This is a genomic window from Aeromonas intestinalis (genome assembly GCF_054052485.1).
This window is the reverse complement of record NZ_JBSTYK010000004.1, coordinates 301,669-314,964: the sequence shown is the minus strand read 5'-3', so window position 1 is coordinate 314,964 and position 13,296 is coordinate 301,669. Positions and strand designations below refer to the sequence as shown.

Here is a 13,296-nt window from a genome sequence, read left to right as displayed (position 1 = left end):
TTTCTCTCCCTGTATTTTTTTGCAAACCGACCGGCAAATTGACCCGAAAATCATCCAACAAAAAGGCCCGTACTGGGTGGGTACGGGCCTTTTCTGATTTCTGTGCTTGTTCGTCAGCGCATCAACCGGCCCCAGTGCCACCTGTGGTGGTACCGGTAATAATGGTGGTGGTGATGACGTTGATGAATGACTGCATGACGAACACTCTTGAACGAAGCTGGCTTTTAGCAATACCGCGCCGGGCGATGGGCTGTCAACTTAAACCGCTTCACTCCTTGCGTTCAAAGCGGCGAACGAGGTCTTTGCAGAGCAGATGCAGCATATTCAGATCCCGCTGCGGCAGCATGGGCACTCGGTCCATCACCCATTGATGCAGTTTTTCATCTTGCGAAACACCGAGCTCACCGAGAATTTCTGCTGTTTTTGATTTCAGCACCCGAACCTGCCCAAGGTTATCAAAATTTTCTGCTACGACTTCGGGCTCATCCAGCAGCGGACTCATCTCGTAGGCATACAGCATGATCGCCTGCCCCAGGTTCAGGGAGGGGTAGCTCACCTTGAGGGGCAGGTAACTGATGAGATCCACCTGGGCGAGTTGCTCGTTGGAGAGACCCGACTCCTCGCAGCCAAACACGATGGCAACCTTGTTCAACGACTGTTTGGCACGGATCTGATCGCGGATCTCGGCCGGGGTGAGGTAGTGCTGATAACGGCCGCGCTGGCGGGCGGTGGTGGCAATCACCAGATCCATGTCCGCGAGGGCCGCCTCCAGGGTGTCGAACGCCTCGGCTTCGGTCAGGATCTCCTGCGCCCCGTGCGCCACCCAGCTCGCCTCATCCTCTTCGTGCACCCGGCTCGCCACCAGGCGCATGGCATCGAAGCCCATGGTCTTCATGGCGCGGGCGGCGGCCCCCACGTTGGCGGCGCGGGCCGGTGCCACCAGTACAAAATAGAGTTTCATCGGGTTTTCTCCTGGAGGGGCCGCGGTCGAAAAGGGCGTGGGACCATCGGCAAAACAGGGGCGCAATCTACCGTTTATCCCCGAAAAATGCCACTTGAACGGATGTTTGAATGTTGCCATAGTGGCCCGATATGTGAACAAACTGCAGACCAGTGCAGACGCCATCGGATGGACAGGTCACAAGGAAGAGAGAGATGCAGCAGCCATTGGAACAGGCGGTCGCCGAGACGATCTTGCAGCGCTTCGAGTCGTTTTACAGCCGCTTTCTCGAGATAACCCAGGGCAGCAAGAGCCGCTTCGAGAACAGCGACTGGCTGGGTGTCCAGCTCGCAGGGCGCGAGCGCATCCGCCTCTACGATCACCACGTGGGCGCGACCACGACCCAGATCAAGCAGATGATGGGCGAACAGTTGCCAAGCCAGGGACTGCTCAAGCAGGTGAAGGGGGCCTTCAGCGATCTGTTGCCCCAGTGCGAGAACTTCGAGGTGGCGGAGTCCTTCTTCAACTCCGTCTACCGCCGCATCTTCCGCCATCGCAACATCCGCGACGAGAACCTCTACATCCACCCCTTCGTGAGCCGGGGGGAACACCCGGATCTCGGCAGCCTGCTGCGAATCTATCGCACCGATCTGGCCCATTTGCCCCAGACCCTGAGCAAGTTGCTGGGGGATTACAGTTTTACCCTGCCCTATGAGGACAAACAGCGGGATATTGTCGACATCCACCGTCATCTGGCCGAGAACGGCCCGGCCATCTTGCACGAGGAACCCTTCGCCATCGAGCTGCTCAGGGAGGTGTTCTACCGCAACAAGGGGGCCTATCTGGTGGGGCTCATCCGGGTAAAAAAGGAGGTATATCCCTTCATCCTGCCCCTGCTCAGCACCGGTCAGAGCATCTATGTGGATACCGTCATCTTCGAGCCCGAGCTCGCCTCCATCGTCTTTGGCTTCGCCCGCGCCTATTTCATGGTCTATGCCCCGGTGCCGGCCCTCTATGTGCTGTTTCTGCGCCAGATCATGCCCCGCAAGCCCGATTACGAAATTTACAACGCCATCGGCTGCCAGAAACACGGCAAGACGGAACTCTATCGCCACTATCAGCAGCACCTCGGCGAGAGCCGGGAGCAGTTCATCATCGCCCCCGGTATCAAGGGCATGGTGATGAGCGTGTTCACCCTCCCCTCCTACGACGTGGTGTTCAAGGTGATCAAAGACGAGTTCACGCCCCCGAAAGACGTGAGCCACGAGCAGGTGAAGGCGAAATACCGGCTGGTCAAACAGCACGACCGGGTGGGCCGCATGGCCGATACCCAGGAGTTCACCAACTTCGAGTTTCCCCTCGATCGCATCTCCCCCGAGCTGCTGGCGGAGCTCAAGACGGTGGCCCCCTCTGCGCTGACCATCACCGCCGACAAGCTGGTGATCAAGCACCTCTACACGGAGCGCAAGATGATCCCGCTCAACCTCTACCTGGACAGGGCGGACGAGCAGCAGACCCGGCTCGCGCTGGAGGAATACGGCAACGCCATCAGGCAGCTCGCGGCCGCCAACATCTTCCCGGGTGACATGCTGTTCAAGAACTTCGGCGTCACCCGCCACGGCCGGGTGGTGTTCTACGACTATGACGAGATCTGCTACATGACGGAGTGCAACTTCCGCCAGATCCCGCCGCCGCGCTACCCGGAAGACGAGTGGAGCGCCGAGCCCTGGTATTCGGTGGCACCGAACGACATCTTCCCCGAGGAGTTCGCCACCTTCCTGCTGCAAAAACCCCAGGTGCGGGAGATCATGATGCAACTGCACAAGGATCTATTTGATGCCAACTACTGGAAGATGCTGCAAAGCAACATCAAGGAAGGGGTATTCGAGGATGTCTATCCCTACCGGCGCAAGAAGCGGTTTCGCTTCCAGCGCGGGGGATGAAGAGGTCCGATAGGGCTCTTCACGAAATGCAAAGAGGGACGCCGCGGCGTCCCTCTTTGTGTGCACGACATGGCGGCCGGGTTGCGACAGCCATTGACGGTACCTCGACTTATTTCATCGCATCGAAGGTGAGCAGGGGTGCCTTGCTGGCATCACGCAGTACCAGTTGCTGACCCTTGATCTCGAAGCTCGCGACCTTCTCCAGGGCCTGCAGGTAATTCATCTCCTTGCCTGCCAGATCCCCCATGCACATCATGCGGGTCGCCCCCATGGGACCGAGGGCCAGCACGCCGTCCCCTTGCTGCTTGATGGCGCCGAAGTAGCGGTTGCAGCCGCCCTTGCCGGCCACCTTGTCCCCTGCCAGTTGCAAGGTGAAGGTATCGCCGCTCGCCCCTTGCAGCTGCCAGGTCGATGCTTGCAAGCTAGCCAGATTGGAACCCGTTGCCATGGCGCAGCCTCCCAGGGCCAGGGCGGCCAGCAGGGTCAGTTTCTTGTTCATGAGATCGCCTCTTGATGAAGAAAATTAATGAAGACTCAGAGTGACCGGGCCTGTGTAGCATGAGTCAGGTGCCAATTTAAACTCTTTTATTGTGACGAAAGTAGCCTTTACAGGCAGAAGCGATGTGCCATGCTTGTAGTCCTGTTCGGACCCAGGGAGGGGAAACGAATGGTCAAATCTCTCGCCATCGCACTCGCATCTGCATTCGCGCTTTCGGCCCAGGCGGCCGACTGGAGCTTTCTCCAGGACGATACCGACAGTCAGCTCTACGTCAAAAGCTATTCCGGCGTACTGCTCGGTACCCAGACCCACCCCAGCGACAGCTTCGACATCTGGCTCATCAATACCGGCTATCAATATCCGCTTGAAGAGGACATCAGCCTCTACATGGAGGCAGGCCCCGCCCTCGGTGCCCGCAGCGATCAGGCAGGTTTCAACATCAGTTCCGGGGTGCGCTATCAGCTCTCCCCGTCCCTCAACATCGGCAGCCAGGTCAAGCAGCTGGAGACGAGCAAGCCCAGCACCCTGGTTGAACTCAACAGCAGCCTGCTGCTGACGCCTCAGCTCGCGCTCACCGCCAACTACGGTGTCAGCGCCTTCAGCACGGAACAGTTCCTCATGCTGGGGCTCGGGCTGCATTTCTAGCCTCTCAGATCAGCCGGCTGGCACTCACCAGCACGCCGTTGAGATCGGCATAGACATAATTCCCCGGCGCTATGGTCACCCCTGCGAAGGAGACGGTGGCATCGAGCTCTCCCAGACCGCGCTTTTCCGTCTTGACCGGGCAGGCCGCCAGCGCCTTCACTCCGAGCGACAGAGTGGCCAGGGTGCCCACATCCCGCACTGCGCCATAAACGAGGATCCCTTCCCATCCTTGCTCCGCGGCCTTGATGGCCAGTTGATCCCCGAGCAGGGCACGGCGCAGGGAACCGCCACCGTCGATGACCATCACCTTGCCATGGCCCGGGCGATTCACCAGCTCCCGCACCAGGCTGTTGTCCTCGAAACAGGAAAGCGTCACCGCCTCCCCATGAAACAACGGCTTGCCGCCATAATCGCGAAACAGCGGCTCGGCCACTTGTACATTATCGAGGTGTTCATCACAGAGATCGGGCAGTAGATCCAGCATCATCGTCATCCTTCCATGGGTGAGTGATAAATACACAGGTGAGTCGCCATTCTTCCATCATGTCGTCTCCCTGACAATCCAGTGAGCGGCCAGGGGCCCCAGATGGCAGGGAGGCACATTCAGCAGCGCAGGCTCCAGCCAGAGTTCTCCCCGCTCGACCCGGTAGAGGGCATGTTGGCCAAAGGCGGCCGCCAACCGGGTGGCATCAAGGCGAGAAGCGCGCAGCAGCCAGGACTCCTCCTGCCAGCTCTCATCAAGAGCACTGCCCCATACCGGCCCCATGGCAGACAAGGTGCCGGAGCGATGGATGACACGCAGAAGAGCATGCTGACGGCGGGTGTTGCGACGCCTTCCCACGGGCTGACTTCCCGGATTCCAGGCTGTGACGATGGCATAGTCAGGCCAGTCCGGCGGCGAAAAAGGGGCAATAAAGCACACTTTTCTGTAGTTTTCCCACAAAGTCATGTCAACCATATGTTGCATCTCATTACATTTCATAGGGGCGAAAATGGAGCCAAGCCCAAGTATCATGCAGATAACTCAGGGTTTGACTTATATCAAGCCAGAGTTAAAAAGTTGCTATCTGACAGCAAAGAGTGTTGTTATGCGCCTGTTAACTGATAAAATGCAGCAACTTTTGCAATGGACTACCTTTCAGGGCACCGCTCAATCAAGCTTGTTGAGACCCCGTCTGTGGCATATGGATGTTTGCCGGCACAGTGACCAAATTCGCGATGATTCGACCCGATATTCATACCCAGGATGACGTAATAAATTTTCAGGGCCGGTCGGATAACGCCAAAAAGTGTTAAAATTTCGAAAATTAACTGATAAGAATCTGGGAATACTCAATGCAAACACCACACATACTGATCGTCGAAGACGAACTGGTTACCCGCAATACCCTGAAGAGCATTTTCGAGGCAGAGGGTTACATTGTGCTCGAAGCCAACAATGGCGACGAGATGCACCAGGCCCTGACCGCCCACACCATCAACCTGGTGATCATGGACATCAACCTGCCGGGCAAGAATGGCTTGCTGCTGGCGCGCGAGCTGCGTGAAGATGACAACATCGCCCTGATGTTCCTGACCGGTCGTGACAACGAAGTGGACAAGATCCTGGGTCTGGAGATCGGTGCCGATGACTACATCACCAAGCCCTTCAACCCCCGTGAGCTGACCATTCGTGCCCGCAACCTGCTGAGCCGCACCATGAACGTGGCCGCCGGTGGTGAAGAGAAGAAGCTGGTTGAACGTTACCTGTTCAACGGCTGGGCCCTGGACATCAACAGCCGCGCCCTGGTCAGCCCGGCGGGCGACATGTTCAAGCTGCCGCGCTCCGAATTCCGCGCCATGCTGCATTTCTGCGAGAATCCCGGCCAGATCCAGACTCGTGCCGAGCTGCTCAAGAAGATGACCGGCCGTGAGCTCAAGCCCCACGACCGTACCGTGGATGTCACCATCCGCCGTATTCGCAAGCATTTCGAAAGCGTGGGTGATACCCCGGAGATCATCGCCACCATCCATGGCGAAGGCTACCGCTTCTGTGGTGAGCTGGAGCAGGAATAATCCGTTCAGGATGATATGTGTGGTTGAAAAGAGGCGCCGATGGCGCCTCTGCTGTTTCTGGCATTTGACGGCCAAGAGATACAGGAGAAAGACACTGCCAATCCCGCTTTCCCACAAGGATGCGGCAAACAAAAAACCCACTCACAGGAGTGGGCTTTTTGCATGAAAGCTGGAGCGGGCAGCGGGAATCGAACCCGCATCATCAGCTTGGAAGGCTGAGGTAATAGCCATTATACGATGCCCGCAAGGCATCAAAACTAGCAGTAAGTACCGGATATGGGGTCAACGTCAGGATGGCGTGCCAGGCAGAGGCAGGAACGAGACTGGCGCTTTATCAGGTCTTGAAATTGGAGCGGGTGATGGGAATCGAACCCACGTATGCAGCTTGGGAAGCTACCGTTCTACCATTGAACTACACCCGCGTCAGTGGCCTCTACTATATGCATTTTGCCGGCGAGCGCAATCACCACCCTGGTATTTTTTGCCGTAAATCAAGCTGTTCGACCAACTAATGAGCATGAAGTCTATTTTTCAGGCAACCGACTCCAGACTCCCGTATCGACAAGGTTGCCAAGCCTTGGGGGCGACGATAGTCTTGCGCCACTCGTTTGAGGAGGGTGGTAATGGACAAAGGTACGCAGAAACATCTCTATGGCTGGTTGCGCAAGCAATCGAGCCATGGCCGACGCTGGATCGGCCTCTCCATCGGCTTTGGCCTGGGTCAGGGCATGCTGATGGTGGCACAGGCCTGGCTGCTGGCCACCCTGCTCCATGGCTTCATCATCGCAGGCAGCACCCCGGAGCAATCCATTCCCCTCTTCATCAGCCTGTTGCTGGTCACCGCGGCCAAGGCGCTGCTGGCCTATGGCCGTGAAGTGGCCAGTTTCAAGGCGGGCAGCGCGGTGCGCCTGGCCATCCGCGAACTGGTACTCACCCGCCTCGCCCGCCTCGGCCCCGCCTATATCCAGCGTCGCCCCGCAGGCAGCTGGGCCAGCCTGTTGCTGGAACAGATCGAAGAGATGCAGGATTTCTTCTCCCGTTATCTGCCCCAGATGGCGGTCGCCGTCTTCATTCCCCTGGTGATCCTGGTGGCCGTGTTCCCGGTCAACTGGGCCGCCGGCATCATCTTGCTCGGCACGGCTCCCCTGATCCCGCTGTTCATGATCCTGGTGGGGGTCGGCGCCGCCGATGCGAACCGCCGCAACTTCCTCTCCCTGGCGCGCCTCTCCGGCCACTTCCTCGACCGGCTCAAGGGATTGCGCACCCTGCAACTCTTCATGCGCACCCAGGCCGAGGGGGAAGCCATTCGCGACGCCTCGGAAGACTTTCGGGAGCGCACCATGGAGGTGCTGCGACTGGCCTTCCTCAGCACCGCCGTGCTGGAGTTCTTCGCCGCCCTCGCCGTGGCCCTGGTGGCGGTCTACTTCGGCTTCTCCTACATCGACCACCTGAACTTTGGCAGCTACGGCATCAAGGTCACCCTGTTCACCGGCCTGTTCGTACTCTTCCTCGCTCCCGAGTTCTATGCACCGCTACGAGAGCTCGGTGCCCACTATCACGCCAAGGCCCAGGCCATCGGCGCCGCCGAACAGTTGCTGGAATTCCTGGAGGCCGACGTCAGCGAACCCGCCTCCGGCACGGCCCCCTTCCATACCCGGGGCCCCATCCTGGTTGAGGCCAGCGCACTCGAGGTATTGAGCGCCGAGGGCAAGGTGCTGGTCGGCCCCATCGACTTCCAGCTGGAACCCGGTTCACGCACGGCCCTGGTCGGCATCAGTGGGGCGGGCAAGAGCTCCCTGGTCAATGCCCTGCTGGGCTTCACCCCCTATCGCGGTTCCCTCAGGGTCAACGGCCAGGAGCTCGCCGAGTTCGACATGGGCCAGTGGCGATCGCAGCTCGGCTGGCTCTCCCAGAGTCCCCAGCTGTTCCACGCATCCTTGCGCGACAACCTGCTGCTGGCAAAGCCCACGGCCAGTGACGCCGAGCTCGAAGCCGTGCTCAAACGGGCGCAGGCTTGGGAGTTCGTACAGGAGAAAGGCTTTGACTATCGGGTCGGGGATCAGGCTGGCGGACTCTCGGTGGGTCAGGCCCAACGCATCGCCCTCGCCCGCACTCTGCTCAAGACCACCCAGATGATGGTGCTGGATGAACCCACCGCCAGCCTGGATCGCCACTCCGAGCGCGCCATCATGAGCACCCTCGAGCAGGCGACGACGGGTCAGACCCTGCTGATGATCACCCACCGCCTCGATCAGCTCAGCCAGATGGACAACATCCTGGTGCTGGAGCGCGGCCAACTGGTGGAGCAGGGCGGCTTCTCCTCGTTGAGCCAGGCTGCAGGCCCCTTCGCGAAGCTGCTGTCGCAACACCAGTCCCAAGCCAATGGAGACTCTCTCGATGCGTGATCTGTTGCCCTTCCTGCGCCTCTATCGCCAGCACTGGCTGAGTCTCTCCACCGGTCTGCTGCTGGCCCTGGTCACCCTGGTGGCCGGCATGGGGCTCTTGTCCCTCTCCGGCTGGTTCCTCTCCGCCGCAGCCGTGGCCGGGCTCGCCGTCGCCACCCGCGACACCTTCAACTACATGACCCCGGCCGGGGGCGTGCGCTTCTTCTCCATCATCCGTACCGCCAGCCGCTGGGGAGAGCGGGTGGTGAGCCACGATGCCACCTTCCGGGTGCTGACCCGGCTGCGCGTCTGGTTCTGGCAAAAACTCTCGCCGCTCTCCACCGGCACCCTGGCCAGCTTCCGCCAGACGGATCTGCTCAACCGGCTGGTGACCGACATCGATGCGCTGGATCACGTCTACCTGCGCCTCATCACCCCCATAGGGGCGGCCCTGCTGAGCTGCGCCGGCCTGGTGTTCTTCCTCTCCTTCTTCGACAGCGAACTGGCCCTGACTCTGGGAGCCATCTTGCTGGTCGGCATGCTGGCCCTGCCCCTGGTGTTCTACTTCCTCGGCCGCAAACCCGGTCAGGCCCTGATCGCCGAGAAGTCCCGCCTGCGTACCCGACTGGTGGACTACCTGGACGGCCAGGCCGAGCTGCAGATGTTTGCCGCCGCCCCCCAGGCCCTCGATGAATTGCAGCAGGCCGAGCAGGCCCTGATCCGCGCCCAGGCCCGCATGGCCAGCGTGAGCGGGCTGGCCAATGCCTCCGTCCAGTTGCTGAGCGGCTGGACCCTGACCCTGATGCTCTGGCTTGCCGGTCACGGGGTCGGCGGTGCCACCCCGGACCCCATCACGGCGCTCATGGTGTTCGCCACCCTGGCGAGCTTCGAGGCCCTGCTGCCGCTGGCGGGAGCCTTCCAGCATCTCTCCACCAGCCTCACCTCGGCCCGTCGTCTCAACGAGATCCTGCAGGAGGCCAAGGCCCCGGAATGGGGTAGCGAGCAACAGCCTGCCACTGCGGGCAGCCTGCAGATAAACGACCTCACCTTCGCCTACCCCAGTGCCCATGCTGGTGCGGACACCAGTCCCGTGCTGCGCGGCTGTTCCCTGCAACTGAAGGCCGGGGAAAAACTCGCGCTGCTTGGCCAGACCGGCTGTGGCAAATCCACCCTGATGGGGCTGCTGACCCGGGAGTGGACCCCGGCGAGCGGGGAAATCCTGCTGGATGGCAAACCGCTGACCCATTACAGCGAAGAGGCGCTGCGGGCTTCCTTCTCGGTGGTGAGCCAGCGGGTTCACCTCTTTGCCGATACCCTGCGCGGCAACCTCAAGCTGGCGGCGCCGACGGCCAGCGACGAACAGCTCGTCGCCGTGCTGGAGCAGGTGGGCCTCGCTGGCCTCCTGGACAACCCGGAGGAGCTGGCGGAAGGGGGACTGGATGCCTGGCTCGGGGATGGCGGTCGACCGCTCTCCGGCGGGGAGCGTCGTCGTATCGGCCTCGCCCGCGCCCTGCTGCACGACGCCCCGCTCTGGCTGCTGGACGAGCCCACCGAGGGGCTCGACAGCCAGACCGAGCGGGAAATCATGGCCCTGCTGTTCAGGTTGGGCGCTGATCGCACCCTGCTGTTCATCTCCCACCGCCTGCTGGGGCTGGAGCAGATGGACAGGATCGCCCTGATGGAAGAGGGGCGCATTCGCCTGTGTGCCCCCCACGCAGAGCTGCTGAGCGATGACTACTACCGCAGTCTGCACCAGCGGCTCGCGCCGGTCTGAATCCGTTAAGTGCAAAGGGGGGGCATCATGCCCCCTCTCTACTTTTGGCAAGACGCCATTCTCATGACGACCTGCCGACCCCGATGTCGCGCCAAGCCAGCTCTTGGTCACACCCCGTCCCGGCGGTTAAAAATGGGGCTGGTCGCCAGCTGCGACTGGCCCCTATAATGACCCCCTCACTGTTCAACAAGACATCGCCATGAAACGCCTGACTCTATTGCTGCTGCCCCTCTTCGCCTCCGGTTGCTCCTACTTCTCCTTCAACAGCAACCTGGACAAGGAAAACTTCGACGAGTACTTCAAGCCCGGGAGCGTGCGGATCTATGAACAGGGCGAGCTGGCCGATCTCAACTACCTCTATCTCGGCACCGTCGAGGGGGAATCCTGCCAGAGCGATGCCAACCAGGCGGTGCCGAATGCCGGTGAAGCCCGTACCCTGGCTCGCCGCCGGGTGGCGGACATGGGGGGCAACGGCGTGAGCTTTGACAAGTGCGCCGAGTTCAGCGATGTGCCGGGCTGCCTCAAACAGGTGATCTGCTATGGCCAGGCGCTGAAAGTCGCCGAAGAGAAATAAGCCTGCGGCTCTCGCCGTCGTCCGTCTCGGCAGCCCTCGCCTGCCCGGTGAAGGGCTTCGCATCGGCACGGTGCGTCGCCCGCCCCGGGGCGTGCCCAAAGCTGAATTCGCGAGCCAGGATTGGTACGACGTCTGGTTCCCCAACCTGGCTCCCAGCCCCGAGACCATGAAGCTCGGCCAGGGTGCCGCGACGCCGGCCCAGTGGGCCGCCTTCTGCAAACAGTACAAGGCCGAGATGAGCACGCCGACGGCAAAGCACGATTTGGCCCTGCTGGCGGCACTTTCCCGCCACACGGATCTCTCGGTGGGCTGCTACTGCGAACATGAATCCCGCTGCCATCGCGGCATCCTGAAAGAGTTGCTGGCCGGCTGCGGCGCTGTCTTGCGCTGAATCCTGCAGGTCCAGTGCAAAAAGAGAGGGCGCCCCATGGGGTGCCCTCTCTTTGATTCGGTTTTCCAGTACACATGGCGCCGTGCTCAGGGTACAGGCATGACTTGCCTACGGCATGACGTGTGTGGCCAGCATCCGTTGGCGCAGCGTCGCCTCCTCTTCGGTCGTCATGCCTGCGGCCTCCCCTTGCCCCCCTTCCGCCAGCCAGAGGGCGACATCCGCCACCGTCTCCTCCAGGGGGCGGAAGTTGAGACCCTGCACGATGGCGGCCTCGGCGCTGATCCGGCCATACCCCCCATACTCGGCCAGCTCGTTGGGCAGCAGGGTGGGATAGCTCTGCCAGGGCTCCACCCCGGCGGCCAGCAGCGCTGACCAGGGGGCCCATTCGGGCTGGATAGGTGACGCCGGGGCCAACCGGGCGGCAATACGCTCCACCCAGTCCCCCAGCAATATGCCGGGTTTGAGCAGGTTGAACACGCCCCCCAGGCGCTGCTCGGCGGCCCGCAACACGAATTCGGCGCAGTCCCGCACGTCCAGATATTGCAACCTGTCCTGCCCCTCCCCCGGCAGCAGCCAGGGGCCGCCCTGCTGCACTCGTCTCACCCACCAGGCAAGGCGACCCGTGTGATCGTGAGGGCCGCACAGGAGCCCGGGGCGCAGGATGCACAGTCGCTCCCCCCAGCGGGCCTGATACGCTTGCTCGCACAATACCTTGAGGGGACCGTAGTCATCCGGCATCGTCCCTTGGGGGATCTCGTGCAAAGGGGCCGACTCATCCATTCCGGGACGGGCGAAGTCCCGGTAGACGCTGATGGTGGAGATGAAGATGAGGCGCTCGCAGCGCCCAAGCAACGCCGCCGAGAGGCTGGCCGCCTGCTCGGGTCGATAGCAGCAGGTATCGATGACCAGATCCCAGTGCAGCCCCTCCCCGTGCAGGGCCCCGAGATCACCATCCCTGTCTCCGTGCAGTTGCACCAGATCCCGCCAGTCCGGGTGCTGACGATGGCCGCGGTTGAACAAGGTGACCTCGTGCCCCCAGTCCAGCGCCAGCGCACTGAGATGGCGACCCAGAAACCCCGTGCCGCCGATGATAAGCAGTTTCATCCTGTGACTCCCTGTCAGCCATACCGGCGACCTTGAGCGTCACGGCCGGATGGCAATCGTTTTTACTGTCCCTACCCTACGCAAGTCGACGCCAAGAGGCAGCCCCCAGCGGGCAGGGGTGGGACGGGGATCACTATGGTATCGAAGGGATGGACGAGGCTGTGAGCCTGCGTTTTGGGGCTGCTTGTGCTAAATTGCCGGGGTTTTTAGTCACGAGTGTGCCATGAAGTTCGAAATCGACACCCTGGGGATCATCCGTTCTCCCTACAAGGAGAAGTTCGCCATTCCCCGCCAGCCCGGCCTGGTCAAGTCGGCCCGCGCCCGCCTCGAGCTGCTGCCTCCCTACGATCAGCCGGACGTGCTGCGCGGCATCGAGCAGTTTTCCCACCTCTGGCTCAGCTTCGTGTTCCACCAGACCATGGCCCAGGGCTGGCACCCGACGGTGCGCCCGCCGCGCCTCGGTGGCAATGAACGGGTTGGGGTCTTCGCCACCCGCTCCACCTTCCGCCCCAACCCGCTCGGCCTCTCTGTGGTCGAGCTGCACGGCGTAGGCCGTGAGCGCGGCAAGCTGTGGCTCGAACTCGGGGCAGTCGACCTGCTCGATGGCACCCCCATCGTCGACATCAAGCCCTACATTCCCTACGCCGACAGCCTGCCGGATGCCCGCGGCGGTTTTGCGCCGGACGCCCCCACTCCGCCGCTGATGGTAAGTTTCAGCCAGGAGGCAGAGCAACAGCTTGGTCAACTCGCCCCCCGCCATCCCGAGCTGCGCCAGCTGGTGAGCGAGGTGCTGGCCCAAGATCCGCGTCCGGCCTACAAGAAGGGCAAGCCGGATGAGAAAGAGTACGGAGTGAGATTGTTCGACCTGAACGTCAGGTTCCAGATAACCGAGCCTGAGTGCCTGGTGCTGGCCATCACCCCCTGCTGATGGCCGCCATGGTCAAGCGCCGCGCTGAGTGACTGGCGATGGTGGGGCCTTGACCATGG

Annotated in this window: 12 protein-coding genes, 2 tRNA genes and 1 pseudogene; 8 read left to right on the top strand and 7 right to left on the bottom strand. The window is 61.5% G+C overall.

The window, feature by feature from the left end; genetic code table 11:
* Positions 1 to 268: 268 nt before the first annotated feature.
* Entirely contained in the window at positions 269 to 961 is a 693-nt protein-coding gene (locus tag ACW5W7_RS07430; protein ID WP_456501289.1) for a tRNA/rRNA methyltransferase, read from the bottom strand.
* A gap of 194 nt (positions 962 to 1,155) precedes the next feature.
* On the opposite strand from ACW5W7_RS07430, the gene aceK reads away from it, so the two are divergent.
* Positions 1,156 to 2,883 (top strand): bifunctional isocitrate dehydrogenase kinase/phosphatase, encoded by a 1,728-nt coding sequence (gene aceK, locus ACW5W7_RS07425; protein ID WP_456501288.1) that lies wholly within the window; start codon positions 1,156 to 1,158, stop codon positions 2,881 to 2,883.
* 109 nt (positions 2,884 to 2,992) lie between these two features.
* Here aceK and ACW5W7_RS07420 read toward each other — a convergent pair whose 3' ends face one another.
* The gene (locus tag ACW5W7_RS07420) at positions 2,993 to 3,382 is read right to left on the bottom strand and encodes an META domain-containing protein (RefSeq protein ID WP_349921529.1); all 390 of its coding nucleotides are present in this window, start codon (positions 3,380 to 3,382) and stop codon (positions 2,993 to 2,995) included.
* A 168-nt stretch (positions 3,383 to 3,550) separates the two neighbouring features.
* Between ACW5W7_RS07420 and ACW5W7_RS07415 the strand changes: the two genes are divergently transcribed.
* Positions 3,551 to 4,027, top strand: a complete 477-nt coding sequence (locus tag ACW5W7_RS07415; RefSeq protein ID WP_349921528.1) for a hypothetical protein — start codon at positions 3,551 to 3,553, stop codon at positions 4,025 to 4,027.
* A gap of 4 nt (positions 4,028 to 4,031) precedes the next feature.
* On the opposite strand, the gene ACW5W7_RS07410 is transcribed toward ACW5W7_RS07415, so the two are convergent.
* Both ACW5W7_RS07410 and ACW5W7_RS07405 read right to left on the bottom strand, forming a co-directional pair.
* A complete protein-coding gene (locus ACW5W7_RS07410; protein WP_456501309.1) occupies positions 4,032 to 4,511 on the bottom strand; it encodes a putative 4-hydroxy-4-methyl-2-oxoglutarate aldolase in 480 nt (159 codons plus the stop codon).
* Positions 4,512 to 4,568: 57 nt separating this feature from the next.
* Positions 4,569 to 4,985: a DUF3293 domain-containing protein gene (locus ACW5W7_RS07405; protein ID WP_456501287.1), complete on the bottom strand. Its 417-nt coding sequence runs from the start codon at positions 4,983 to 4,985 to the stop codon at positions 4,569 to 4,571.
* Between the two features lie 377 nt (positions 4,986 to 5,362).
* Here ACW5W7_RS07405 and arcA point away from each other — a divergent pair, with 377 nt between their 5' ends.
* Positions 5,363 to 6,082 (top strand): two-component system response regulator ArcA, encoded by a 720-nt coding sequence (gene arcA, locus ACW5W7_RS07400; protein WP_349921525.1) that lies wholly within the window; start codon positions 5,363 to 5,365, stop codon positions 6,080 to 6,082.
* Positions 6,083 to 6,252: 170 nt separating this feature from the next.
* On the opposite strand, the gene ACW5W7_RS07395 is transcribed toward arcA, so the two are convergent.
* Positions 6,253 to 6,327: transfer RNA gene (locus tag ACW5W7_RS07395), tRNA-Gly, on the bottom strand.
* A 103-nt stretch (positions 6,328 to 6,430) separates the two neighbouring features.
* A tRNA-Gly gene (locus ACW5W7_RS07390) sits at positions 6,431 to 6,504 on the bottom strand.
* Positions 6,505 to 6,705: 201 nt separating this feature from the next.
* Here ACW5W7_RS07390 and cydD point away from each other — a divergent pair.
* The 4 genes and pseudogenes from cydD to ACW5W7_RS07370 all read left to right on the top strand — a co-directional run.
* Positions 6,706 to 8,487 (top strand): heme ABC transporter permease/ATP-binding protein CydD, encoded by a 1,782-nt coding sequence (gene cydD / locus ACW5W7_RS07385; RefSeq protein WP_456501286.1) that lies wholly within the window; start codon positions 6,706 to 6,708, stop codon positions 8,485 to 8,487.
* Entirely contained in the window at positions 8,480 to 10,240 is a 1,761-nt protein-coding gene (gene cydC, locus ACW5W7_RS07380; protein WP_456501285.1) for a heme ABC transporter ATP-binding protein/permease CydC, read from the top strand. Before cydD ends, cydC begins: the two co-directional genes overlap by 8 nt.
* A gap of 199 nt (positions 10,241 to 10,439) precedes the next feature.
* Complete coding sequence (gene rcsF, locus ACW5W7_RS07375; protein WP_349921522.1) at positions 10,440 to 10,814, top strand: Rcs stress response system protein RcsF; 375 nt, start codon at positions 10,440 to 10,442, stop codon at positions 10,812 to 10,814.
* 7 nt (positions 10,815 to 10,821) lie between these two features.
* Positions 10,822 to 11,205, top strand: a pseudogene (locus ACW5W7_RS07370) (DUF488 domain-containing protein); the annotation flags it as partial.
* 108 nt (positions 11,206 to 11,313) lie between these two features.
* Here the strand turns inward: ACW5W7_RS07370 and ACW5W7_RS07365 are convergent.
* The gene (locus tag ACW5W7_RS07365; protein WP_456501284.1) at positions 11,314 to 12,309 is read right to left on the bottom strand and encodes an NAD-dependent epimerase/dehydratase family protein; all 996 of its coding nucleotides are present in this window, start codon (positions 12,307 to 12,309) and stop codon (positions 11,314 to 11,316) included.
* A gap of 223 nt (positions 12,310 to 12,532) precedes the next feature.
* Here ACW5W7_RS07365 and tsaA point away from each other — a divergent pair, with 223 nt between their 5' ends.
* Positions 12,533 to 13,237 (top strand): tRNA (N6-threonylcarbamoyladenosine(37)-N6)-methyltransferase TrmO, encoded by a 705-nt coding sequence (gene tsaA, locus ACW5W7_RS07360; protein ID WP_456501283.1) that lies wholly within the window; start codon positions 12,533 to 12,535, stop codon positions 13,235 to 13,237.
* Positions 13,238 to 13,296 lie beyond the last annotated feature (59 nt).